Consider the following 25,451-nt stretch of genomic DNA (forward strand, 5'->3'; position numbering starts at 1 on the left):
CCATTTTAAAAGATAGTCTGTCATTATATTCCCATGTTGGAACAATTTTACGCATGGGTTTATTTTTTTAGACGCAACGATAAATAGGGAGGTTTCATACAATTTGGTTGATTATTATATTTTAAACCTTTTTAGGTCAAACATCTTACTTTCGAGAAAAATTCGTCATTTCCGTCATATAATGGTTTGAACCCCTCATTATGGTGGTACATAGCTATTACGTACTTATTTTTTTAATAAAGGGGTTTTGGTTTACATGTATAAATTAGCAAGGATAGCATCGCTTGCCTTATTAGCGTTTTTGATTCTATCCAATCAACAAGAAGTTTCAGCACTAGAAACGGATCGTGAACGAACAGTTGAACCGACTAAGACGTTTACGATTAGCTTGAATACAGAGGTTCAATCATCCGCACTAGAAAATGGTTTTGTTGTGAAGAATGCGAATGGAGAAGCTGTTAACGCAGATGTTTATTTTGGTGAAAGTCAAAAGAAAGTAAAAGTGGCTGCCCCTGAAGGTGGATATGAAGACGGGAATACATACACACTACATATTTTGAAAGATCAGGTTTGTTCAGCGCAGGAAGCATGCATGAATAATAGTATCGAGCTCTCTTTTACAATTGATGGAGATTTCAATCCGGAAAACGTACTCCAGAGAATAATCGATGAAGAAGATGACGTTCATACAATGATTGAAAACCACCTCCAGGATTGGGAAGAGGTACAAAAACCGATTAGCGATATTCCTGAAGAGGATTTCCGCCAGGGTCTAGAGGGTGGTTACACGAAGGAGTATATTGAAAATCACTGGATTGAAGATATATATCAAACAGCAAATCGGACAGATTTTTATGAACCACATCGTTTCTTCCCACTAGCATCTCATGAATTATCCGAGCTTATTGAGTATGAGGTTGTAAAAGTTGATGAAGATACGCGTGAATTATACGTTTCCGAGTTTTACCTTCATGTACCAAAAATGTGGAAGTACACTATGGAAAAAGTAGATGGCGAATGGTTGATTGATGATTTGGAATCCATCTTCCATCCAATCGATCACGAATCGATGATTACCAACACACTATACAACAATGGCACATATGACTTTGGAGCTTTTTCCGGTGAAAATAGCTACACCATTGAATCGGATTTACCAAGACCATACAAAGTGATGTATAAGGAAAAAAGTAGTGATAACGAAGAATACAAAAGAGTAGAACCGGTTGAATCCTATTCTCTGAACGATATCATTGCCAAGGACTACTACTATTTCACAACCAAAAATCCTGAGGGTGAAAAAGTAGGCGAATACCGCGTAGGTGTTGAAGACCATAAGCTATATGACGTGTTGAACGAAAAAGAACTAGAATCGGAATTTTATAGTGAGTAAGATAAAAGAGCTGTCCTGAGGGATGGCTCTTTTTTTTGTGATGGGGGAGGAGCAAGACAGAAGGCAGGATATCTGCGAATTAGGTGTAGATATCAGCGACTTTACGCATGATATCAGCGAGAATTTCAATATATCGGCGACTTTACGATATATATCCGCGACACGGATCCAACTATCGGAGACCTCAGCAACCCCACAGCCATCAACATGAAAAGAAGCCTATCCTGACGGCGGATAGGCTTCTCACATAGGGAGGCTCACTTGATTGGGAAGTGAGCTTTTTAATATAGGGGAAGTACATAAGCTAGACGCAAAAGTTACGAACAATGCGGCTCTAGCATCTGCATTGCACCCAACTCGGCTCCAGCAAAAGCCATGTTCAGCGATTATTTTGTGCTATGACGGTAGCTCAAAACTCGCTGAATGAGTTGGTTACATACATACCATACGAATGGAGGGGGGAGAGCATGAGGGTGGATTCGAAATGGATTATTTTACATTTATATTACGGAGGAAGGGACGGACGTGGCGGGAATTGAATCGCTATGGAATGTCTGAATTTCTTGTTCAAAAAAACGTCACATAACCCTAATGGTAGTTAATTACCAATAAATGTGGTAAAATTTGGGCTGGATTGTAATCTATTTGTAACAGAGGTGTAAAAATATGGGGAAGAAGAAGAACGGTAAAAAGTCACAAGTACCTTTTCGGTTGAATGTGCTCTTTTTTCTCATCTTCTTGTTATTTTCTGGACTCATTCTTCAATTAGGAGTTGTGCAAATCCTATATGGTGCAGATGCGCAAGAGGAGATCAATAAGACCACCAATCAAAAGGTAAGTGTTCCAGTGCCACGGGGGAAAATGTATGATCGGAATGGTAATGTCGTGGCGGATACGCAACCACTCTACTCCATCACCTACACCCCTATGGATAAAACCCCAAGCCAACAGCATCATCTCGAGTTGGCGAAAGAATTAGCGAAATTAATTGATATGAATGAAGAAGATACGGAGAATATTCCGGTTCGAGATCAGAAAGATTATTGGATTCTAAATAATGAAGGTGCGAAAAAAGAACGCCTAACAGAAGAAGAATTGAAGTACACAGATGAGGAAAAGGCTGCGGACGCACCAACTCCTTATGAGATTTTACTAGATAAAATTGATCCGGAGGAAGATCTTAACTATGGCAAAAAAGAATTAGAAATCATAGCGATTAAACGGAAAATGGATAGTGCCTATGCGTTCACCCCTCATGTCATCAAAAATAAAAATGTGACACAAGAGGAGTACGCAAGAGTAGCTGAGCACCAACAAGATCTTCAAGGAATCAACGTGTCAACAGATTGGAAACGCTCCTATCCATATGAAGGTCATTTCCGTGACTTTTTAGGAAGTGTGACAGAAGATGGCTTGCCTCGTGATAGTCTAGACTATTTCTTAGCTCGAAATTATAGTCGAAATGCTCGTGTTGGGGATAGTGGGCTTGAGAAAAAATACGAGGCGCTGTTAAAAGGACAGAAGAAAACCATTCAATATGAGACAGATCGAAACGGCAATATTGTCGATGAAAATGTGATCAATAAAGGGCAACAAGGCAAAAATCTGCAACTAACGGTAGATATGGAACTACAACAAAGAATGGACGAAATTTTAAAAGAGCACATTACAAAGGCTAGGAATAAATTTCCATACGCAAATCGCTTCCTCGATGAAGCGATGGCTGTAGCAATGAATCCGCAAACTGGTGAAATCCTTGGAATGTCAGGACAAACGTGGAACGATGATTCTGGAGAATTCCGTAACACTGGAATAAACACGGTCACCTCACCTGTAGCCCCAGGTTCTGCAGTGAAGGGGGCGACGTTGCTTGCTGGATACGATTATGGCGTTGTGTCAGCGGGCGAGACGATTCTGGATCAACCAATTGATTTGGCAGGAACGCCGCTAAAAGCTTCCTACTCCAATTTAGGTTATGTTAATGATATTGAAGCCTTGAAACGATCCTCCAACGTCTACATGTTCCACATCGGCATGAGGATTGCAGGCGACCCAAGTTACCAAAAGGGAGAAAAATTGTCCTATCAACCTGGGCGCTTCCAAGTGTTCCGTAACTATTACGCCCAATTTGGACTTGGAGTGAAAACAGGCATTGATTTGCCAAGTGAGACGGAAACGGCAGGCCTGTTGAGTGATAATTATCGTGCAGGTAATATGCTCGACCTTGCAATTGGACAGTATGATACGTACTCTGCTCTTCAGCTAGCTCAATATGTGTCGACTATTGCTAATGACGGATATCGACTCCAGCCACGTCTCGTCAACGACGTAAGAAAGCCGGTTACGAATAAAGAAAATAAAAATCAGTTAGGGCCTATCATCCAGTCAAATGATTCCAATGTTTTAAACCGAATTACGATGGAAGAAAGGTATATCGAACGTGTACAAAAAGGGTTTTACCAAGTATTCAACAACCCACGCGGTACAGCAGATGGCTATTTTGCTGATGCAGAAGGATACACTGCAGCCGGAAAAACCGGTACGGCCCAGGTCAATTACTACGAACCATTGCGTGATGAAAATGGCGATACCTATGACTACAAGCCTCACGAACTTGAAAACCTTACATTGGTAGGCTACGCACCATACGAAGACCCAGAAATCGCATTTGCCGTCCTCGTACCAAACACCGGCTCCGTCAGCACTGGCTACACCCAATACCAAGCCAATAAAGAAATTGGTAGAGATATCTTGGACGCCTATTTTCAATTGAAGGAGGAACGAGGCTTGAATGGGAATGCTGATGAAGAGGAAGAAAATGAAGAGAATGAGGAATAGGATAGGAACCCCGCTCTGGGAGAGAGCGGGGTTTTTGTGTGGCTGGGGGAGTGGTTGGGGGTGAAGTTGAGGAGCTGATCTGGGATATCTGCGAGTTGTCTATTTTATCCGCGCCTTTCGCTCAGTCAGGGCTACAAGTACCGCCCGCATCTAAAATTATTAAAATTTTTCATTCTTATATTAAACACAACGTCAATAAAATGTTCAAAACACCTAAGTAAGCGTTTTCAATATGCGTTAAGCTCTTTTTGACACATTGTTAAAATAACGCAAAAATAAGAAAAGTCTGAATTCTTTATTTACGAACGAATATCTCTCTGATACATTTAATGTATACATTATACAGTCCACTGTATAGGAGAGGTTCATATGGATAGATTGAACATAAATCCAATCAAGAAGCGGCAGACGATGAAAGAGATTGCGTATGATGAGATTAAGAGTGCTATTCTAACTGGTCAATTGGACAAAAAAGAGTATTATCCTGAGACATTATTGGCAGAAACTCTGAATACGTCTCGCACTCCAGTTAGAGAGGCAGCTAATGAACTTGTAGCAGAAGGACTTTTACTGGTATATCCACGTAAAGGCTATAAGGTGAAAGAGATTAGTGCAGATGAGAGAGAGCAGATTGTCTATCTACGAACATGCATTGAGAAAAAGGCATTAGAAGTATTGCATAGCAAGATTACCGAAGATCAATTGTCTGAGTTGGATGAAATTATAGAGAAGCAGCGAGAAGCCATGGAAGTAGAGGATCGTTACGTGTTCATTGAATATGATCAAAAAATGCATGCTACGTTCGTTCAGATGGCAGAATTAAATATCATGGAAGATATTTTTCAAAAGATTTATAACTTGATGAGATTGATAGGGCATACCGCTCTTATGAAACAAGGACGGATGAAGGAAGTTATCGAGGAACATAAGCAGGTTGTACAAGCTTTGCGAGATGGTAATTATGATGAAGCTTCTGGAAATCTATTAAGTCACTTAACCAACACGCATCAAATTGTACAAACAATCGAAGATACCAAAACAAATTAGTAAGGAGATTCGTGTTAATGGCAACTATTACTCATTCATTTCATATGAACAAGCAATCAAAAGATATTGAATTTAATCATTGTTATTGCATTGGGTACTCAGGTCGAAATCAAGAGAAAGCGAAAGAACATATTCAAGAATTGGCCGAGTTAGGGGTTCCAGAACCTGACGATATACCAGCACTATTTCCACTTCGAACCAGTGCTGTTTCCTTTTCAGACGAGTTAGAAGTGGTAGGAAATCAAACGAGTGGCGAGGCTGAAATTGTGCTCGTTTTTGATGAAGAAGGAGACATCTACGTGACGGTAGGAAGTGATCATACCGATCGTGGGTTAGAAACGGTTAGCATTCAAAAGTCAAAGCAAGTGTGTGATAAACCGCTCGCTACGGAACTATGGAAGCTTGAAGATGTGAAAGACCACTGGGACAAGCTGGAACTTAGCGCTTACACATATGACCAGGGGGAAGAAACATTATATCAATCGCATTCCATTGAAGCGATTTTACATGTAGATGACCTTTTAACGTATATGAAGGAAAAAGAACTCCCAACCAAGCAAAATGTCGTCTATTGTGGGACGGTCCCTTTATTAGAGGGGTTTAAATATGGAGATGCATTTCAGGTTACGTTGAAAGACCCTGTCTATGACAGGAGTATCACAAAAAAATACTCAGTTAAACGATTGTAAGGAGGGATATTCATGAACGTAGCAATCTATCAAATGGATGTTATACCAGGGGATGTGAGAGCGAATCACAAACGTGTGGAAGAATGGATGGAAAAAACGGTTCCAAATAGTGACTATGAAATCGTTGTTCTTCCAGAAATGTGGACCACAGCTTATACATTACCCGAGCTTCAGGAAATCGCAGACGTTGACGGAGAGCCAACTACATCTTTTTTACAAAAGATGGCCAAACAGTATGGTGTTCACGTAGTAGGTGGATCATTTGCCAATAAGATTGAAGGGGAAGTCTACAATACAGCTATTGTCGTGAACAAACAAGGGGAAGTGGTTCATACCTATGACAAGATTCATCTTGTACCTATGTTGGATGAACCTACGTATCTAGCAGGAGGAAAGGAAAGTGCGAAGATATTCGAGCTGGATGGGGTGAAAATGGGAATCATCATTTGCTATGATTTACGTTTTCCTGAATTAACTCGTCAGCTTGCATTAGAAGGAGCCGAGGTTTTATTTATTGTAGCAGAATGGCCATTAGCACGAAGAAATCACTGGGTGGCGCTTCAAAAAGCTAGAGCCATTGAGAATCAGATGTATGTTATTTCAAGTGGTCGAGTCGGGAGCTATAACGGCACAACGTTTAGTGGAACATCCTTCATTATAGATCCTTTGGGCGATGTTGTAGCTGAAGGAAGTATTGAAAACGAAGAGACGATTGTTGGAGAACTTGATTCATCAAAGGTACGAGATGCTAGAAAAAATGTACCTGTATTTCAAACGCGTGTAACGAATCTTTATAAATATTATTAGGGGGACTTACTCATGAAATCTGCACTCGTGAAAATGTTGGTAGCTTGTTCTGTTCTTGTATTGGCAGCGTGTTCTGGTGGTTCTGACGAGGCGAATGGTGATAGTGGGACGACTATTAAACTAGCTCACTCTGCATCTGAGTCTCACCAGTACCATATAGCATCGAAGAAGTTTAAAGAATTAGTAGATAAGAAAACGGATGGCTCGGTTCAAATTGAAATTCACCCTAACGCTACAATGGGAAGCGAAAGCGAAGCCATTGAGCAGGTAATTGGCGGTACGTTAGATATGACGACAGTTTCTGCAGACAGTTCTTTTGCTAACACGGTGGAAGAGATGAACGTGTTTGGCATTCCTTATCTATTCGAAAACAAGGATCATGTTTATAGTGTACTAGATGGTGAAATTGGTCAAGACTTACTAGAAACAGCAAATGAAAAAGGCATGAAGGCGCTGGGTTATTGGGAAGTAGGATTCCGTCACGTTTCCAACAGCAAACAGGAAATTAAGAAGCCAGCTGACATGGAAGGCTTGAAAATTCGAGTGCAACCTTCTCCAGTATGGGAAGCACACATGAAAGCCCTTGGCGCGAACCCTACACCAGTTGACTTTAATGAACTATATTCAGCTCTGGATCAAGGTGTTGTAGATGGTCAAGAGAACCCACTTCCTACCATCAACTCTATGAAATTCTACGAGGTTCAGGATTATGTATCCCTAACATCTCACACATATTCACCAGCAATTACAATCATGAGTGAAGAAACGTGGGATAAATTAAACGAAGATCAGCAAAAAGCTGTTCAAGAAGCAGTCCAAGAAACTAAGACTTATGTACGTAAGACATTGGATGAAAAAGAGCAAGAAATTAAAGACAAGCTAAAAGAAGAAGGCGTAACCATTACTGAACCTGACCGTGAAGCCTTTAAAGAAGCTACAAAGAATGTGAAAGATGCGGTTAGTGATAAGGTACCTTCTGAATTAATTCAGCGAATTAAAGATGCAGCAGAATAATTTCATAGACCAGGATTTCCTTTCCTGGTCTATCTTTTTACCCTATTAACATTCACGTGGCAAAGGCTTGCTACTAAGCAACTCTTCTTTATCTTAAGGATAATAGGTGATATTAATGAAGAAACTTGATTATTTCGTAGGAAAAATACTGGAATACCTTACGACCCTTTGTCTTATTGTAACGGTGGTGATCACCCTATTACAGGTTATCTTTCGTTATGTGCTAGAGTCACCACTTACATGGTCACAAGAAATATTGATGATGTTTTTTGTGTACAGTATCTTTTTTGGCTCAGCGTTAGCTACAAGAAATGGGGATCATTTAGAAGTAGACCTTTTGGACAATGCATCCGAATGGGTGAAGAGGTTCACCGAAGTGCTCCGATTTGTTGTAGTTGGCATCATGATTGTTTTGTTAACGGTATATGGATTTATGCTCGTACGAGATAATTTTGTATCAGGGCAGATGATGGCCACGGTAGAAATGCAGAAAGCTTATGTATATTTGGCATTGCCAATTAGTGGTTTGTTTATGTTGTATTACCATATGAAGAAGGTGATTGAGAAATGCTTTGGCTCGTAGGTTTATTATTTGTACTGATCATACTAAGAATACCAATCGCCTTCGCACTTGGCTTTGTATCCTTTCTAGGCATTATGATGACGGACCCTGGCTTGTTAATTAATGTGGCAAGAAAAGTGTTTACTGGCGTTGATAGCTTTACACTAGTTGCTATTCCGTTATTCATTTTAGCTGGTGAAATTATGACATATGGCGGCATTTCCAAGCGATTAATTGATTTTTCAAAGACACTAGTTGGTCATTTGCCAGGTGGACTTGCCATGGTTGTCGTATTGGCGAGTATGTTTTTCTCCGCCTTAACGGGAACTGCTATTGCAGCTGCTGCCGCGATAGGTGGTATGCTCATCCCAGCGATGAACAAGGAAGGCTATGATATTCGTTTCTCCTCAAGCTTAGTAGCCACTTCCGCAACGATTGGCCCGATTATCCCTCCAAGTATCGTATTGATTTTATACGGAGTAATCGCAGGTGAATCAATTGGTGAGTTGTTTTTAGCTGGGGTTGTACCTGGAGTCTTGATGGGTGCTGGATTGATGATCTATAGTTTTGTCATCGGAAAAAAGGAAGGCTATTACTCTCGTAGTGAGCGTGCTTCTCTTTTAGAAGTTTTAAAAGGTGCAAAAGATGCGATTCTAGCTATTATTATGCCTCTGATTATTATTGGTGGAATTGTACTGGGGATTTTCACTCCAACAGAATCAGGTGTGATAGCGGTCGTTTATGCGATTATCATAGGTATGTTTGTCTATCGTGAACTATCGCTGAAAGATTTATATCCAATTTTTCTTAGTACGGCGAAAACGACAGCCACCATCATCTTTTTAATTGGTAGTGCCTCCTTATTTATATGGTTCTTATCATACAACCGTATTCCAACCGAGATTGTTAATATGCTTGGAGGAGTCGCCGAGAATCCAATATTATTATTATTGATCATCAATGTTATTTTACTGTTGGCCGGAACGTTTATCGATACGATTAGTGCCGTGTCTATTTTTACACCTTTATTCTTGCCATTAGTAACGAATGCTGGGATTGACCCAGTACACTTTGGAATTATTCTAGCAGTGAACTTAACAATTGGAATGGTCACACCGCCACTAGGCGTCTGCTTATTCGTGACTTCTTCGATTGCGAAAATAAAAGTACCACAAATGTTTAAGTACCTTATACCACAAGTAGCGATATTAATTCTGGTATTACTAGCCATTACGTATATCCCAGGATTGGCGTTACTTCCATTGAATTTCTTTGAAATGTAAGGAAGAAAGGTTGAGTGAAATGAATCCAACCGAGGAACGGCTAGCTTTTCGAAAAGGGTTGAAAACAGGCACAACATCTGGAATGTGTGAAGGTTACGTCCAGACGAATATGGTCGTGTTACAGAAAGAATATGCATCAGATTTTCTAGCGTTTTGTAAAAAGAATCCAAAGTCATGTCCACTCGTGGAAAAGTTAGACACAGGGCAAGTTGCGCCTAATGTAGCTCCTGAAGCGGACATTCGGACCGACCTACCACGCTACCGTATTTATCGTGAAGGTGTCTTTGCAGAAGAGGTATTTGATTTACGGGATGTATGGCAGGATGACTTTGTGACATTTTTGATTGGTTGTAGCTTCACGTTTGAAAAAGCGCTCGTGGAGGCAGGTATTCCGTTGTTGCACCAGCTCCAGCAAAAAGTAGTACCAATGTTCAAGACTAACATTGAGTTAGAATCATCTGGCATATTTGCAGGGAATATGGTTGTGAGCATGCGCCCCATCCCCAATCAGATGATGGATAAAGCTTTACGCGTATCCGAGCAATTTGGACATGCCCACGGAGGCCCGGTTCAGGTGGGTAACCCTGAGCAAATCGGCATTCAAGATGTAATGAATCCCGATTACGGCGAGGCAGTGAAATTCGATGAAAACATCAGCACCCCCATATTCTGGGCTTGCGGCGTTACTCCTCAAAACGTCGCCCTGAAAGCTAAGCCCAGTATAATGATTACACACGCACCAGGTCACATGCTGATCACGGATGAAGTGGATGAGTATTATCGATGATGATGGAGAGGCGCACTGATAGGTGCGTCTTTTTTTGTGCTGGGGTGTTATTGGGGGATGGAGAGGGGGTGGAGGATATTTTGGCTCGGAGCAATTTTTTTGATTTGCGAGCAAAATTTTAGATTTCGGAGCAACTTTCGGATTTTCAGAGCAAAATTTGAAATTTGCGATCATAATTTCAGATATCCGAGCAAACACCCATTTCCGATCCCCCCTCACTCCAGCGCAAAATAGTGCCAGGAGCAACCCGACCTGCACCCCACCCACAACCCCAAGCACAAAAAAAGCCAGGACCCGCAAGCCCTGGCTCTCCGCCAAAATTACCGTATATTTACCTTAACTCCGTCAGAATGATGCGCACTGGAAGGAGTATCATCAATTTCATCATTATACAGATGGCATGCAACATAGTGCCCCTTGCCGATTTCTTGCCATTTCGGTTCAATCTCGGCGCAGGCTTCCATAGCCATGGGGCAGCGGGTGCGGAAGACGCAGCCGCTTGGTGGGTTGATCGGGCTTGGGATTTCGCCGTCGATCACGATTTGTTCGCGCTCGTCTTCGACGTCTGGATCTGGAATTGGGATCGCAGACAGGAGGGCGCGAGTGTATGGGTGGAGCGGATTATTATACAGCTCTTCGCTTTCGGTGAGCTCGACCATGTGGCCCAGGTACATAACGCCGATGCGGTCGGATATGTGCTGCACCATCGAGAGGTCATGGGCGATGAAAAGATACGTGAGCTCTTTTTCCTGCTGTAATTTTTCCATCAAATTAACGACTTGCGCTTGAACCGATACGTCCAGTGCAGAAATCGGTTCGTCTGCGATAATGATATCAGGGTCAAGCGCTAAAGCCCGCGCTATACCGATACGTTGGCGCTGGCCGCCGCTGAATTCGTGTGGATAGCGATTGGCGTGATCACGGTTCAGGCCGACCTCTTCCAGTAGCTCATACACACGGTCCAGTTTCTCTTTTTCGTTTGAGAACATTTTGTGAATTTCCATCGGCTCTGAAATAATCTCTTTCACCGTAGAACGTGGGTTCAAAGATGCGTATGGGTCTTGGAAAATCATTTGCATCTGGCGGTTCAAGGCGAATTTTTCTTTGTTGTTCATTTTATGAACGTCTTCGCCTTTATAAAAAACCTCACCTTCCGTAGCTTCATATAACCCCATGATTGTGCGTCCTGTCGTGGATTTTCCGCAACCCGATTCGCCAACGAGGCCAAATGTTTCACCTTTATACACTTCAAAACTGACATCATCGACAGCCTTCAAATTCTGGTTTTTGCCGAGGCGAAAGTATTTCTTTAAATTTTTCACCTGCAGGGCGACTTCGTTTTTCATGATGATTCCTCCCAAAAGCGGCGGGCTGCGCATAGCTCTTTTTCATAGTAGGTATCTGCTAGCTCTAGGACTTCTACGTTTTTTCCTGTCTTTGGTGCGTGGAGCATTTTGCCGTCTCCGTAGTAAATGCCAACGTGATGGACGGCGCCTTTTCCTTCTTCATAGGCAAAATAAATCAGGTCGCCAGGCTGTAGTTCTTCTAATGGAACCTCCTTCCCGCGATTGACCTGATCCGACGCATCGCGTGGTATCTCGTAGCCATTGGCTTTGTGCATGTTGTAACTAAAGCCGGAGCAATCGTAGCCATAAGAACTCATGCCTCCCCAAAAATAAGGAAGGTCGATAAATTTTTCTCCAGCCGCGACAATATCAATGCCAGCTCCTTTTGGTATGTCATCGCGAGAAATGTACACTTCCACGTCAGCTTCTGGTAAAAAACCATCTCCATTTGGCGTGTGGACCTTCACGAAGCCATCCTGAATATCCAGGTAAGGAAGGATCGTTAAGTAACTCAACTCCAGTAGGGGTTCTTTTTCTAAATTATATAATGTCGTAGAAGATGTTGTGACAAGCGCTACAGGGCCAGCATCCCAGTGATCATCCTCGATTTCCTTAAGCTGTGCGCTCGGGATCCAGCCAGGATAACCGCGTTGGTCTTTTTTGGATGGTTGATGTGGTGCGATGATGTGCGACCAACCGTCTTTTTCTTCCAGCAAAAGAACGTCCTCGCCGTATAACAACTGAGATTGAACGAGGTTATCGTCACATAAAGCCACGCGTGGCTCGTATGTCATCGCATCATACCATTCTTTTAATCGTAGCGGATTCGTTAGTCCAGGTTCGTCGATTTCTCGGGCTGAGGTGGGGGAGGTCCATACTGTCGCAACGGGAACCTGTACCACCCAATTTGTGTTCGCAGTCATACAATCGTCTCCTTATTAGTTAGTTTTCGTAATACACGTGCTGGATACCTAGGCCAGATCCTTCTGAAAAGCTAATATGACGGCCATCATAGTGAATACCACCATTGAGTAAGTCTTTGCTCAACATTAGAGGTGCGTCAAAATCAACGCGGGTGATGTTGCGTTGACTAGCTGCAAAGTGGGCAGCGGCTGTAACACCAAGCTTTGTTTCAATCATGCTACCGACCATACATTCAACACCAAAGCTCTCAGCTAGCTTATTGATTTGCAAAGCACGGTGAATACCGCCTGCTTTCATTAATTTAATGTTCAACAGATCTGCGCTTCTCGTTGCGAGTACGCGGCGTGCATCATCGGGTGAAAAGATACTCTCATCTGCCATGATTAACGTATTGGTATTGTCCGTTACCTGCTTTAGACCTTCTATGTCATGCGCTTTTACAGGCTGCTCAACCAGTTCGACGTTGAGGGAAAGCTCCTCCATACGCCGTATCGCATAAATCGCTTCTTTTGCAGTCCAGCCTTGATTGGCATCGAGTCGAATGGTAGCTTCTGAGCCGATTTCGTTGCGTATCGCTTGGATGCGGGCGATATCGGTTTCCATGTCGTCTTTGCCAACCTTGATTTTTAGGACTTTAAAGCCATTTTGTATATATTCCGCTGCATCCTCCGCCATCTCCTCAGGACTGTTCACGCTGACGGTGTAGTCTGTTTCTAAGGAGCTTAAGCTTCCACCTAACAATTGATATAGAGGCAGTCCACATTTTTTTGCGAAGCAGTCGTGTAGCGCTATATCGATAGCCGCTTTCGCACTTGTGTTGCCAACCGTTGCTTTATGTAACGTGTAAAAAACGTTCTCCCGTTCAAGGAGCGTCATACCGAGTATAGCGGACTTCAGTATATGCTCAATCGTTTCCTTGATGCTAAACAGACTCTCTCCAGTTATAACGTGGGTGGGAGGTGCTTCTCCCCAACCAACAGTACCATCGTCGCATGTAACTTTTACATAGATAGATTCTGCAACGGTTACAGTGCGAAGGGCCGTTTTAAAGGGTTTTTTTAATGGAATCGCCACCGGATACGTTTCAATCGACTCGATGTTCATGGGCTTCATCCTTTCATTTTACTCCAGGTGAAATATGGAGCGTTTTGCTGTTGCTTGATAGATTGGCTGTAGCGCCGAGCGGTACAGCGAAGTGGGGGAAGCAGTGTCCAATCTTGAAGCCGGAAAGTACGGGCTTATGTAAATCAGAAAAATAATGCTCTAACACTTTATCAAGTGGAATCGCTGCATCCTGATCCTTCGGCTCAGCCTTGTTAAAATCTCCAACGATGATGCCAGCTGCATCATGTAATTTCCCGGCTTGCTTTAACTGATTCAAAAAGGAATCAATCCGATATGGTTCTTCGCCAATATCCTCGATAAGAAGCAGTTTTTCAGCTGTGTCAACTTCGTATTCCGTACCAATAGATGTAACGAGTAAAGACAAATTCCCACCAACAATTTCACCAGAGGCTTCTCCTTCAGAAAGTACAGTAAGTGGGGAGATACCTTCATCATATGTAAGAGAAGTAGGCTCAAATAGTTGTTGAAACATCTCGCGTGATAGCGAGTCGAATTCCTCTTTTCCAATATCCGAGCTAAGCATGGGTCCGTGAAACGTAACGAGGTCAGCTTTTTGTCGAAAGGCAGTATGAAGGTACGTAATATCGCTGTATCCCCAGAATATTTTCGGATTATCACGAATCAAATCGAAATTTATTTCCGAGGAAATACGACTTGTTCCGTACCCACCACCCGCACAAATAATGCCTGCAATATCAGGATTTTCGAACATTTTATGCAAGTCTTCTAGTCGTTCTTCGTCAGTTCCAGCCAAATAGCCATTTTTCTCGGACACATATTTCCCGAGCTGAATATTCAACCCGAGCTCCTCTTGCAAAAAGGGGAGAGCTTTTTCAAGATATTCTTGGTTAGGATGACTCGCTGGTGCAATAACGCCAATAGTGTCACCAGGTTGTAATCGATTTGGTAGAATCATATATGTGCCTCCTTTCTTAGTATAGAGGTGGAGTGCTATCTCAGAGTCGCCGATATATTTGGTGACTCGCGTAAATATTGAGAAAATCGCTGATATAACATCCAAAGTCGCTGATATATGTATAATAACGCCGATATCTGCCAGAATTCCACGGATATCGTCCCTCGACACAGTCGATATGCTCCCTTACATAAACAGAGGTTAACTCTGAAAAAAGAGGACTACTCACACACACGAACGTGTGCATGAGAGCCCTTTGATTTCATCATTATGCGTGCGTGTAAACTATTCCTTATCCGCCCATTTCAGCTCAAGGAAGCCAACTGGGTGGCGTACGACGTCTTTTACGTCAGGTTTTTGTAGTACTACTTGGTTGTAGTAGTGGATTGGGAAGATTGGCATTTCTTCGAATAGTACTTTTTCTGCTTCGTACATGTATTCCCAGCGTTTTTCGTCATTTGTTTCGTTCTTAGCTTTTTCGATTAGCTTGTCGTACTCTTCGTTGGACCAGCCTGTACGGTTCATCGTAGAGTCGGTTACGAAGCTTTCTAGGAAGTTAACTGGATCTGCGTAGTCAGCTAGGAAGGAGCTACGAGATAGTTGGTGTTTCAAGTCTTTTTGGTTTTGAAGGAACACGTTCCATTCTGCGTTTGCTAGTTCGATATCAACACCAAGGTTCTTTTTGTACATTTGTTGCATCGTTTCGGCAATGGCTTTGTGAGATTCGCTCGTGTTGTAGTTTAGCGTTACAGCTGGAAGCTCATCATAGCCTTCTTCTTTCATGCCTTCTTCAAGCAACTGTTTCGCTTTTTCCGGGTTCGGTTCCACCATTTTTCCGTTGTGTTCGCGGAAGTCTTCACCTGATGGACTAGTGAAGCCAGGAGAGACGAATCCATATGCTGCTTCTTCTTTATTTTTCGTTACATAATCAACGATTTCCTTCTGATTGATAGCCATTGCGAATGCTTTACGAATCTTTTTGTTTTGGAATGGTTCTTTGTTCACGTTGAAACGATAGAAATACGTTCCGGCTTGGTCTTCAATGACAGCATCTTCACTATCAAGGAGCTGGTCCGCCATGTCGGAAGGAATAGCAGATGAATCTAGGTCACCACTTTTGTACATTTGGTATTCGGTATTTGGATCGTTTACCATCGCCCAGTGAACTTTATCAAGGTTAACGGCTTCTTTATCCCAGTAGTTTTCGTTTTTCGCCATCATCATTTCGCTGTCGTGTTTCCATTCGGTTACTTTGAATGGACCATTTCCAACGAATGTGTCTGCTTCTGCGTACCATTCTGGGTTGTTTTCTGCTACTTCTTTGTTAACAGGGAAGAACGCAGGGTTTGCCGTTAGGTTAATGAAAAAGCCTGTTGGAGACGTAAGAGTTACTTTTAATTCTTTTTCACTAACAGCCTCGACCATAACGTCGTCACGAGAACCTTCGCCTTTGTTATACGCCTCTGCGCCTTCAATGAAGTACGCTAGAAAAGCTGCTGGAGAAGCGGTCTCTGGATCGACTAAGTTTTTCCATGCGTATTCGAAGTCTTCAGCTGTTACGTCGTCACCGTTGGACCATTTTGCATTGTCACGGATTTTGAACGTGTACACCGTACCGTCTTCTGATTTCTCCCATGATTCTGCGGTCGCTTTTTGAGGAGTATCATCTTTTCCAAGGCGTGTTAAGCCTTCCATTACGTTGTTCAAAATGTTCCAAGAGTTTGCGTCAAATCCGATTGGTGGGTTCATTGAGGTTGGCTCCACACCATTGTTCATGTACAGAACCTTTTCCTCGCTTCCACCGTCGTTGTTGTCGTTGCTAGAATCGTTCTCTTCATTTCCTGCACTTTCATTTGCGGTACAGGCAGCTAGTACTAGCGCTAGCATCGATGCCAATAAAATCGATAAGACTTTCTTCATCATTGATTCCCCCTAAGTGTTTTATGTTGCCATATGCTGTTTCGCCCGCTCATCCTGAAGCCAACAATCCACTGCATGCGTGTTCGATAGCTCCGAATGAATCGGATATACTTTTCCACACACCTCCATGGCCATGGGGCACCTTGCTGTGAAGGGGCAACCCTGTGGAGGGGCGAATAAGTCGGGTGGCGTTCCGTCAATCGGAACTAGTTTCTCCTTGCGCTTATCTAGGCGCGGTACGGAGTTTAATAACCCTTGTGTGTAAGGGTGTTGTGGGGTGTAGAAAATCTCTTTTCGTGTGCCCACTTCGATGACTTTACCGGCGTACATGACTGCGATACGGTCGGCAATTTTTGCGACAACACCGAGGTCATGGGTGATTAAAATAATCGATACGCCTGTTTCCTGTTGAATCTTATTAAAAAGCTGGAGGATTTGCGCTTGAATCGTCACATCAAGAGCGGTAGTTGGTTCATCTGCAATCAAAAGCTCTGGTTCGCAGATAAGTGCCATCGCGATAACGATTCGTTGTCTCATACCTCCGCTAAATTGGTGCGGGTATTGCTTCATGCGTTCCTCTGGATTTGGAATGCCAACGAGATTCAGCATGTCAATCGCTTTTGTTTTCGCCTGGTTACTCGTAATGTTTTGATGCTGTTTGATGCCTTCCGTTAGCTGGTTTCCAATCGTTAGCGTTGGATTTAAAGCTGTCATTGGATCTTGGAAAATCATCGAGATATCAACGCCACGGATACCGCGGATGCCTTTTTCGCTAAGTCTCGTGAGATCTTTTCCTTTAAAATAAATCGATCCGTTGGCGATTTTGCCAGGTGGGGAAGGGATTAGCTTCATGATGCTGTTGGCTGTAACACTTTTACCACAGCCTGATTCCCCAACAATGGCTAGTGTTTCTCCTTTATGTAAGTCAAAACTCACACCGCGTACCGCTTTAACCTCGCCGCCGTAAGTTTGAAAGGAAACATGAAGGTCGTTTACTTCGAGTATTTTTTCCATCGCTGCTACCTCCTTAGCTTCGGATCAAGGGCGTCTTGAAGTCCGTCTCCTAGTACGTTAAAAGCAAACATCGTTGCTGAAATAAAGAATGCTGGGAAAAATAAGCGCCACCAGTGTCCCGATAAAATAACTCCAAGCGAGTCATTCGCCATGACACCCCAGCTTGCATAAGGAGATTGGATGCCAAGCCCTAAAAAGCTTAGGAATGCTTCTGCGAAAATGGCTGTCGGCACCGTTAATGTCATTTGTACAATGATCGGTCCCATCGTGTTCGGTAATAAATTCTTCTTGATGATCCGTTTCGTTTTGGCCCCAAAGGATTGCGAGGCGAGAACGAATTCATAATTTTTGAGCTGCAGCACTTGTCCTCTGACAATCCGGGCCATGCCGACCCAGCCGGTGACGGTGAGTGCGACGATGATGGTGGCGAGACTTGGTCCCATCACCACAAGTAATAAAATCACGACGAGTAAGTATGGTAAGCCATATAAAATTTCGATAATACGCATCATGATGCTATCAGTGCGTCCACCTTTATATCCTGCAATGCCGCCGTAAGCTACCCCGATGAAAAAATCAATCAAGGCTGCCATGATACCAACAAATAAGGAAATGCGTGCGCCAAACCATGTTCTTGTAAATACGTCACGGCCAAGTTTATCGGTGCCGAACCAATGGTCAGATGAAGGTGGCTTATTTTGATTGGCCAGTGTCGTTTCACCTACTGTATGAGGGGAGAGCATTGGACCGAAAATGGCCATGAATCCAAGCAAAATCAAAAAGACAAGTCCACCCATAGCCATTTTATTTTTGCGAAGTCGATGCCATGCATCCTCCCAGTACGATAAAGAAGGCCTGACGACCGATTCAGCCTCGCTCGTGTCTTTTTGCTTCGGCTTAAACCAATCATCTGGAATGTCTGAGGGATGTGTTTGTTGTTCTTTTTCTTCTGTAGCTGGAAGCACCTTTACTCTCCTCCTTCTTTATGTAGTTTGATGCGTGGATCCAACACTCCATATGCAATATCTACTAAAAACAACATCCCGATTAAGAAAGCGCTGTAAAAAACGGTTGTCCCCATAATGACGGGGTAATCACGCTGGTTAATGCTTTCGACGAAATACTTACCCATACCAGGAATCGCGAATATTTTTTCAATAACGAAGGTGCCGGTTAAAATACCTGCTAACAACGTTCCCATAATGGTAACCACTGGCATCAGCGCATTTTTCAACGCATGCTTGATGACAATTTTCCAAGGCTTCAATCCTTTGGCGTGGGCCGTTTTTATGTAATCCTGTGTCAGCGTTTCAATCATGCTCGAACGCGTAAGGCGTGCAATGATGGCCATTGGACCAGTTGCCAAGGCAATGGTTGGCAAAATCATGTGCGCAGGACTCGACCACGTTGCAGCAGGTAGAATCTCCCAATCCACAGCAAACTTTTGAATCAGTAACGTTGCGAGAACAAAGTTTGGAATGGATATCCCTAGTACCGCAAAGGCCATCGCTAAGTAATCAATGATGCCGTTATGCCTTAGTGATGCAAATACACCAAGAATAATGCCGGAGATGACGGCGACGACAATCGTAACAATGCCGAGCTCTGCTGAAATTGGGAAACCTCGTCCAAGCAGGTCGTTGACGGTTTCGGTTGGCTGTTTGATAGAAGGTCCAAAATCAAATGTTGCGACAGATTTCATATAAATAAGGTATTGAACAAACAAAGGTTCATCTAAGTGATAGTGCTCTTCAAGGTTCGCCTGAACGGTTTCATTGGTACCGCGTTCTTCGTTAAATGGAGAGCCAGGAATCGCATGCATCAAGAAAAACGTAAGCGATGCGATAATAAAAATTGTTAAAATCATGAGCACGAGTCGTTTGGCTATGTATTTGACCATGCAAAGATCCCCCTAACTGAATGACGTACGCATCGCTAGCTCCGTCATGACGAGCATCGCTTGATAAGCTTCGAGAATATCTTTGGCTTTAAAGGAAACGGTTGTTGAATTAGGTTCGATTTCTGTTCCTGGCATTAAGTTCGCCCACTCGGCTTGTCCGTAATTGGCAAACTCAATACGTAATGTTGGGCTGTCAGGAGGAACAAGTGGCTGTACGTTATGACGATTCTCGATGGCCTGTACCGTCTTTTCTTGAAGTAGTGCAGCTGCTTTTTTTGGTGTTAACGAGTGCACAGAAGAACGGGAGAGCGATTTTTTGACAGCAGCTGTCGTTACATTTGGAATCAATGCCTCCGCCTCCTCAGCAGCCCGGTCATCACCGGCAACCATTAAAATGGGAATACCATAATAACCTGCTACATAAGCGTTCAAACCAAGTTCCCCTACAGCTACATCGTCTATGTAAAAACTGCGTACCGCGTGGATCATGGAATGGGACATCGCACCTGGTGTGGCTGCTCGTGCGTGATAGCCAAGAAACATCGCTCCGGAGAACGAATCATCAAGACCCTGCATCATGGAGTAGGGCTTCACATCCCCAGTAATCAGCTCTGCATCAGGATGCAATTCATCAATTAAAATATTATTCATTTTCGAGTGACTATCATTTACGAGGACATCCTCGACTTGATTGTTGAAAGCAGAATCGATGACATAATTTGTTTCTTCCGTCATGATGCGCCGAGCTCGTTCGTAATTATGTTTATCTGAATCAATGAAGGTTTGGTCAGGTATGCCTGTTATCCCCTCCATATCAACCGATAAGTAGAGTTTCATAGTCAGAACCTCCTATAGTTGTAGTTTATTGCTAATTTTGATAATTTTCATATAATTTTAGCAATATTTTCATCATATAGCAATAGATAGAAAGAATAGATGTCGGAAATTGTAAGAGATATGTAAAGGGGAGGACGTTGTTAAAATTTTTTTCTATAAATCTATGATTTTTCTGGTATTACCTTTTGCTGCTGAGCCTATTCATCCTCCTGATGACTTGAAAGCGCGCGTAAAGGGGACGAGTGGGTTGTAGCAATTCGACTAAAAAAGGGATTCCAAACACTGGGTGATCCCTGTGTTAACGGCAGTACTGTTTTTTTACTTTTAGAAAATGAAAGTATGTAAAGAAAAAGTATAAGTACAACTTAGTCTCTGCCTGCGCCTGTGGCTTGCCAATCGACAAGCTTTGTTCCCAACCCAAACGGTGAAGGGGCAGTGACTTTCATGATGGAAGCGGATAAAGCGTGGGAACAAATTGCTATATCATTAGAACCATATGCGGCAAGTGAAGCAGCTTGTGGGGATGCAATGTTGAGTTCCGCATTATAAATAGAAGTAAGCAGTACGTTTTGGAGAGGTTTGCTTTGAAATGAGCTGCTTTTTTTATATGGAATTACCAATTATTTGAAACAACTTTACATACTAATCGTAAATGTAAGTAACAAGTAATAAATAAAGTGGGGGTATCTATGTATAAATGGCTGTTTTTACTATTGCCTTTGTCTCTACTTGGCTGCTCTATGGAAGTCACATCCTCAACGGAAGAAAAACATATCGTAACGATTAAACACGTATTGGAAAAACAATTCACAGGACCCGATCAACAACTGGTGGAATTATTCGAGGACCCTGAAAATGTATCAGTCATAGGGAGAGAAGGAGAAAGCTCATCAACAGAATCTCCTACCGAACTTGATAGATATTTAGAAGAACAATATAAACCCTATTTCACTACCAATATGTATGAAAGGTTTATCGGTATCTACGCGATGAATTATCCATTAAAATCTTATGCGTCCGATTATCAACTTCGTGTGGGGAGTATAGAAGTGGATCAAGTTGAGTCTACTGAAGGTGCTTATGACTTCACGGTACATGTGATGTATGGAAAAGATGGAATGGAAGAGAAAGAAAAGGAGGTAGAGGGAAGAGTGAATGTGAATGACGAGGGGAAGATATCTAACATTGAAATTCTCGATAATCATGGGCTGTCGGAGAAGTTGAAGTGAGGATAGAGTTTATAAAGAGCTTGGGGAAACCAAAACCTAGTAGTTCGGTTGTGAAGTAGAAAATTAGCATGTGTTTTAAAAAGCGAATTAGCATACCAATTCTTTTGTTTCTTTAAATAAAACTTGTGGGGGGAGACTTGTAATGGTAAAAAAGTATTATTCATTTTTATCTGGAGCTTTTTTCATTTTTGCTGTTTTTCCACTAATAGCTGGTTTGACTAAGTGGGGTAATGAACTATATATTGCTGTAATAAATATAAGCATCTTTTTACCTTTGATTTTAGGGATTTTGGGCTTAATATTTGCTTTGATTGGGATTAAAGGCAAAGTCAAAGTTAGTCTTGTTATAATGAATGTCTTAGGTGTTTTTCTATCTATCTTTCTAGTCTATATTGGGATGTACGGTTTTCAACAAGCATAAAAGATTATCTTCAAATAATGGGTGCTTTTAGGGCAAACCAAGCTTTTTTATAGTTGAAACTACTTTAATGTCAAGGGTTTTGAGCGTTTACGATAAGTTTTTTACTAAAAAAGTGATCCAAACCCATCTCCTTTTCGAATGCTTAATAAGAAACATACAGAAAACATTCTAAAGGAGATGAACATTGTATGGATATGAAAAAAGCATTGTTGACGGTACCTTTAAGTTTTTCTTTATTGATTCCGACGGCTGCCGATATAGTGAACGCAGAAGATAGTATGAATAAAAATAAACCAACTGTTACGACGGAGGCTGTCGAGTTACGAGCTCAGCTAGACAAACTGTTAAGTGAGCACGCATATCTTGCAGTGGAAACGATGAGAAAAGGCGCTGAGGGTGCTGATGATTTTAAACAATCAGCTGAAGCACTAAGCGGCAACACAGAAGATTTATCAAACGCAATCGCATCTGTCTACGGGGAAGAAGCAGGTAAGCAATTTAAAGAAATATGGAGTAATCACATTGGATTCTTCGTTGACTATGTAAAAGCAACTGGCAATGAAGACGAAGAAGCGAAGCAAATGGCACTAGACGAACTAGAGCAATATCGCCAAGACTTCTCGAAATTTCTAGAGTCTGCGACAGGCCAGCGCCTAAAAGCTGATAAGTTAGTGCAAGGGCTACAAGCACACGTGAACCAATTGATCGGAGCTTTTGATAGTTACGTAGCTGGTGACTATGAAAAAGCCTACGAAATGGAACGTAAAGCGATTGAACATATGTATGGCGTAAGTAAAGGCTTATCCAGTGCAATCGTTGACCAATTCCCAGATAAGTTCAACGATACAAAAGCTGTAACACCAGCAGCAAACCTTCGTTCTGAATTAAACCATTTACTTTCTGAGCACGCTGGTCTTGCGATGATGGCGATGCAAAATGGAATCGATGGCTCAGAGGATTTTGAAGCATCTACAGAGGCATTGAGTAACAATACAGAAGATTTAACAGCAGCAATTAGCTCTATCTATGGCGAAGAAGCTGGCATGAAGTTCAAGGAAATGTGGTCTGGCCACATCGGTAACTTCGTTGATTATGTAAAAGCTACAGCTGATGAAGATGAAATGAAAAAAGAAGAAGCGATGGAAGCGCTAGACCAATACCGCCAAGACTTCTCCATGTTCTTGGAAAAAGCAACAGAAGGTGGTTTGAAGTCTGAAACCTTAGCCAAAAACCTACAAAGTCACGTCGACTATCTGATCACAACATTTGATCAATATGCTAAAGAGGATTACGACGCAACATACGACACGCTACGTGAATCCTATGCACACATGTTTGGCGCAGGGAAAGCTCTATCTGGCGGTTTCGTAAACCAATTCCCAGACAAATTCGAAATGGATATGCCGTCTAACATGCCAGATACAGGCATGGGTGGAACAGCTCAAGATAGCTTTGATTTCACATGGATTATCCTATCGATCCTAGCGATGCTTAGTGGTACTGCCCTTTATGCTCGCAAACAAACACAAAAACAGTAAGCTTTACCACATGTTCTGGCCCTGGGATTAAGTACCAGGGCTGGAGTTTTGGCTGAGCGGTAGATAGCGAAATCGTCAGCATCGAGATCTACTAAATAAGCACGAACTCGAGTCATGGCGGTGTCTTTTCCGACCCATTTCCCATTCCCATTCCTGAAACGCTCATGCCATGGCTCTTGTTATAGATAAAGGGTGCCCTTACTTATACGAGGGCACCCTTTTTATGCTTATAACAGCGCTTGCGCTTTTCTTAGTTATTACTGCTTAGTAGTCCGCTGAAAAAGTCTCCTATCGCAGATACTACGCTTTTTATAAAATTCCCAATTCGATCCAAGAAGTTTTGTCCTTGTTCAGAGTTTAAGAATTCATCCACTTTTTGCTTCATCTCGCCCATACGGTCTCCGACAGCGTTCCAGTCGATGTTGATATCTTTTAGATTCATGAATAAATCTGTTAGATTATTAAGCTGTTCATCTGTGATATTGAGGTTCAGTTTTTCAGTCTGGGTTTGGATCAGGTTCTGCATTTCTTCTTTATTTTGAGGTGTATTGTTTGCTAGTTCAGATTTAATGGCTGTTACGAGTTGGGTAGCTTCTTCTTTTCCAAGGTCTTCACCAAGCTTGGCGGTAGTGACCATCTCCTGGTTGGCTGCTTGTTTCACATCTTCAGCGATTGCTTCACCTGTTGACGTTTCATAGGCTTTTAAAAGTCCAGTAAGGGCAGCGGTTCCTGATACATCAAATGGAGCAGTGGCATAAATGTGCGCATCTTCCACGCCTGCTGTGGCAAGGGCGCTTTTGTACATATCAGCCGTTACCCAATTGATATGGTTGGTTTCAACAGTAAGGCCATCGCCTTTTTCACCAATCGTAATCTTACTACTCGAAATTGCCCGCGTGCCGATTTGAGCTTTGGAGATGTAATCGCCCAAATACTCGTGTTCTTCCTTATTTGTAACAGTTACGGTCATAACATTTTCCGATACATCCATTTCATTTAGTAGAGACTGTTTTTGTTCCTCCGACAAATCTGCACCTAGAGATACAATCTCATCCCCTGGAGCCGCATCCGCCAACACAAACTGCGGAAGCCCCATCATCATCAGTGCTAACACTAACATTGTAGCTATTATTCTACGCTTCATATTCCCTCTCCTGTCATTTTATGGGTAGAAATACGTACACTTATATCCTACCACAAAGTGAGATGCGGGGACAGGTCCCTCGTCTCACTACCAAAACCGAGATGAGGGACCTGTCCCTCCGTCCCAACAAAAAAACCGCTCCATTAGGGACGGTTTAGATATCAGGTGTGGGCGTAGGTTCGCCGTACCCATTTTGATAGATTTTATCAATATTTTGACGTATATCTTTAGCAGACTTCCCATCTCGCTTATCAAGGATTGATTTGGCTGCAATCTCCAGGCAAACACCGCATTTCGTTGCATGGCTATCCCACACTACTTCTCTATTTCCACCTTCGTCATGGATAAAGCAGTCATAATTGTTCTTGTGTCCAACGCTATCCCCACAACCACAATAGCAAGGCATCTGTTCCAGTAATTCCTTATGTTGTGCGACAGCGGTATATAGCACTTGCATGTCCTCAGGCTTATCATCTAAAAATCCAGGTAACGTTGATGCGTCTGACGTTTCCTCTCTTATATCTCCCATCGACGTATGTTCTGCTTCATTTATGTGGTCAGACGAACATCCGGCCGCAACTGCACTAGATAGCAGCATTCCGATTAAAAACAATTTTTTCATGAACTCGCACCTTCCACTATATATTCCACTTAATAGTAGAGTGTGGAAGGGGAGCGGTCAAGCTTTTTTGAGACGCGGGGACTGGTTCCTCGTGT

General features: G+C 42.5%; 24 protein-coding genes. 13 read left to right on the forward strand and 11 right to left on the reverse strand.

Features of this window, described 5'->3' with window-relative positions; genetic code table 11:
• Nucleotides 1-256: 256 nt before the first annotated feature.
• From GLW08_RS11030 to GLW08_RS11075, 10 genes are all read left to right on the forward strand, one after another.
• Nucleotides 257-1,393 carry a hypothetical protein gene (locus GLW08_RS11030; RefSeq protein ID WP_160848707.1) on the forward strand — a complete coding sequence of 379 codons (1,137 nt, stop codon included), beginning with the start codon at nucleotides 257-259 and terminating at the stop codon, nucleotides 1,391-1,393.
• Between the two features lie 265 nt (nucleotides 1,394-1,658).
• Nucleotides 1,659-1,820: a hypothetical protein gene (locus tag GLW08_RS11035; protein WP_160848708.1), complete on the forward strand. Its 162-nt coding sequence runs from the start codon at nucleotides 1,659-1,661 to the stop codon at nucleotides 1,818-1,820.
• A 239-nt stretch (nucleotides 1,821-2,059) separates the two neighbouring features.
• Nucleotides 2,060-4,231 (forward strand): peptidoglycan D,D-transpeptidase FtsI family protein, encoded by a 2,172-nt coding sequence (locus GLW08_RS11040; protein ID WP_160848709.1) that lies wholly within the window; start codon nucleotides 2,060-2,062, stop codon nucleotides 4,229-4,231.
• Nucleotides 4,232-4,600: 369 nt separating this feature from the next.
• Nucleotides 4,601-5,278 (forward strand): GntR family transcriptional regulator, encoded by a 678-nt coding sequence (locus tag GLW08_RS11045; RefSeq protein ID WP_160848710.1) that lies wholly within the window; start codon nucleotides 4,601-4,603, stop codon nucleotides 5,276-5,278.
• 17 nt (nucleotides 5,279-5,295) lie between these two features.
• A complete protein-coding gene (locus GLW08_RS11050) occupies nucleotides 5,296-5,967 on the forward strand; it encodes a DUF2848 family protein (protein WP_160848711.1) in 672 nt (223 codons plus the stop codon).
• A gap of 12 nt (nucleotides 5,968-5,979) precedes the next feature.
• Nucleotides 5,980-6,774 (forward strand): carbon-nitrogen family hydrolase, encoded by a 795-nt coding sequence (locus GLW08_RS11055; RefSeq protein ID WP_160848712.1) that lies wholly within the window; start codon nucleotides 5,980-5,982, stop codon nucleotides 6,772-6,774.
• A gap of 12 nt (nucleotides 6,775-6,786) precedes the next feature.
• Complete coding sequence (locus GLW08_RS11060; RefSeq protein WP_160848713.1) at nucleotides 6,787-7,788, forward strand: DctP family TRAP transporter solute-binding subunit; 1,002 nt, start codon at nucleotides 6,787-6,789, stop codon at nucleotides 7,786-7,788.
• Nucleotides 7,789-7,903: 115 nt separating this feature from the next.
• Entirely contained in the window at nucleotides 7,904-8,371 is a 468-nt protein-coding gene (locus GLW08_RS11065) for a TRAP transporter small permease (RefSeq protein WP_160848714.1), read from the forward strand.
• Nucleotides 8,356-9,633, forward strand: a complete 1,278-nt coding sequence (locus GLW08_RS11070; RefSeq protein ID WP_160848715.1) for a TRAP transporter large permease — start codon at nucleotides 8,356-8,358, stop codon at nucleotides 9,631-9,633. The genes GLW08_RS11065 and GLW08_RS11070 overlap by 16 nt, the downstream gene beginning before the upstream one ends.
• Nucleotides 9,634-9,643: 10 nt before the next feature.
• Nucleotides 9,644-10,420 carry a putative hydro-lyase gene (locus GLW08_RS11075; protein WP_272917076.1) on the forward strand — a complete coding sequence of 259 codons (777 nt, stop codon included), beginning with the start codon at nucleotides 9,644-9,646 and terminating at the stop codon, nucleotides 10,418-10,420.
• 320 nt (nucleotides 10,421-10,740) lie between these two features.
• Here the strand turns inward: GLW08_RS11075 and GLW08_RS11080 are convergent, their stop codons facing one another.
• The 9 genes from GLW08_RS11080 to GLW08_RS11120 all read right to left on the reverse strand — a co-directional run bounded on the left by GLW08_RS11080 (nucleotide 10,741) and on the right by GLW08_RS11120 (nucleotide 20,402).
• Entirely contained in the window at nucleotides 10,741-11,766 is a 1,026-nt protein-coding gene (locus tag GLW08_RS11080; protein ID WP_160848716.1) for an ABC transporter ATP-binding protein, read from the reverse strand.
• Nucleotides 11,763-12,689, reverse strand: a complete 927-nt coding sequence (locus GLW08_RS11085; protein ID WP_160848717.1) for a C40 family peptidase — start codon at nucleotides 12,687-12,689, stop codon at nucleotides 11,763-11,765. The genes GLW08_RS11080 and GLW08_RS11085 overlap by 4 nt, the downstream gene beginning before the upstream one ends.
• Before the next feature lie 19 nt (nucleotides 12,690-12,708).
• On the reverse strand, nucleotides 12,709-13,794 hold the full coding sequence (locus GLW08_RS11090) for a mandelate racemase/muconate lactonizing enzyme family protein (RefSeq protein WP_160848718.1): 1,086 nt from the start codon (nucleotides 13,792-13,794) through the stop codon (nucleotides 12,709-12,711).
• 13 nt (nucleotides 13,795-13,807) lie between these two features.
• Nucleotides 13,808-14,731: a S66 peptidase family protein gene (locus GLW08_RS11095; protein WP_160848719.1), complete on the reverse strand. Its 924-nt coding sequence runs from the start codon at nucleotides 14,729-14,731 to the stop codon at nucleotides 13,808-13,810.
• 285 nt (nucleotides 14,732-15,016) lie between these two features.
• On the reverse strand, nucleotides 15,017-16,651 hold the full coding sequence (locus GLW08_RS11100; protein ID WP_160849003.1) for a peptide ABC transporter substrate-binding protein: 1,635 nt from the start codon (nucleotides 16,649-16,651) through the stop codon (nucleotides 15,017-15,019).
• Nucleotides 16,652-16,672: 21 nt separating this feature from the next.
• A complete protein-coding gene (locus GLW08_RS11105) occupies nucleotides 16,673-17,665 on the reverse strand; it encodes an ABC transporter ATP-binding protein (protein WP_160848720.1) in 993 nt (330 codons plus the stop codon).
• Nucleotides 17,666-17,670: 5 nt separating this feature from the next.
• On the reverse strand, nucleotides 17,671-18,630 hold the full coding sequence (locus GLW08_RS11110; protein WP_160848721.1) for an ABC transporter permease subunit: 960 nt from the start codon (nucleotides 18,628-18,630) through the stop codon (nucleotides 17,671-17,673).
• Nucleotides 18,631-18,632: 2 nt separating this feature from the next.
• Nucleotides 18,633-19,565 (reverse strand): ABC transporter permease, encoded by a 933-nt coding sequence (locus tag GLW08_RS11115; protein ID WP_160848722.1) that lies wholly within the window; start codon nucleotides 19,563-19,565, stop codon nucleotides 18,633-18,635.
• A 12-nt stretch (nucleotides 19,566-19,577) separates the two neighbouring features.
• Nucleotides 19,578-20,402, reverse strand: a complete 825-nt coding sequence (locus GLW08_RS11120; protein ID WP_160848723.1) for a M55 family metallopeptidase — start codon at nucleotides 20,400-20,402, stop codon at nucleotides 19,578-19,580.
• 689 nt (nucleotides 20,403-21,091) lie between these two features.
• Here GLW08_RS11120 and GLW08_RS11125 point away from each other — a divergent pair.
• From GLW08_RS11125 to GLW08_RS11135, 3 genes are all read left to right on the forward strand, one after another.
• The gene (locus GLW08_RS11125) at nucleotides 21,092-21,631 is read left to right on the forward strand and encodes a hypothetical protein (RefSeq protein WP_160848724.1); all 540 of its coding nucleotides are present in this window, start codon (nucleotides 21,092-21,094) and stop codon (nucleotides 21,629-21,631) included.
• Nucleotides 21,632-21,773: 142 nt separating this feature from the next.
• Nucleotides 21,774-22,052: a hypothetical protein gene (locus GLW08_RS11130; RefSeq protein WP_160848725.1), complete on the forward strand. Its 279-nt coding sequence runs from the start codon at nucleotides 21,774-21,776 to the stop codon at nucleotides 22,050-22,052.
• 188 nt (nucleotides 22,053-22,240) lie between these two features.
• Nucleotides 22,241-23,590 (forward strand): copper amine oxidase, encoded by a 1,350-nt coding sequence (locus tag GLW08_RS11135; protein WP_160848726.1) that lies wholly within the window; start codon nucleotides 22,241-22,243, stop codon nucleotides 23,588-23,590.
• Between the two features lie 250 nt (nucleotides 23,591-23,840).
• Here GLW08_RS11135 and GLW08_RS11140 read toward each other — a convergent pair whose 3' ends face one another.
• Both GLW08_RS11140 and GLW08_RS11145 read right to left on the reverse strand, forming a co-directional pair.
• Nucleotides 23,841-24,734 carry a DUF1002 domain-containing protein gene (locus GLW08_RS11140; protein ID WP_160848727.1) on the reverse strand — a complete coding sequence of 298 codons (894 nt, stop codon included), beginning with the start codon at nucleotides 24,732-24,734 and terminating at the stop codon, nucleotides 23,841-23,843.
• A 154-nt stretch (nucleotides 24,735-24,888) separates the two neighbouring features.
• On the reverse strand, nucleotides 24,889-25,356 hold the full coding sequence (locus GLW08_RS11145; protein ID WP_160848728.1) for a PCYCGC motif-containing (lipo)protein: 468 nt from the start codon (nucleotides 25,354-25,356) through the stop codon (nucleotides 24,889-24,891).
• Nucleotides 25,357-25,451 lie beyond the last annotated feature (95 nt).

The organism is Pontibacillus yanchengensis, from assembly GCF_009856295.1.
In the GTDB taxonomy this organism is placed as follows: Bacteria; Bacillota; Bacilli; order Bacillales; family BH030062; genus Pontibacillus; species Pontibacillus yanchengensis_A.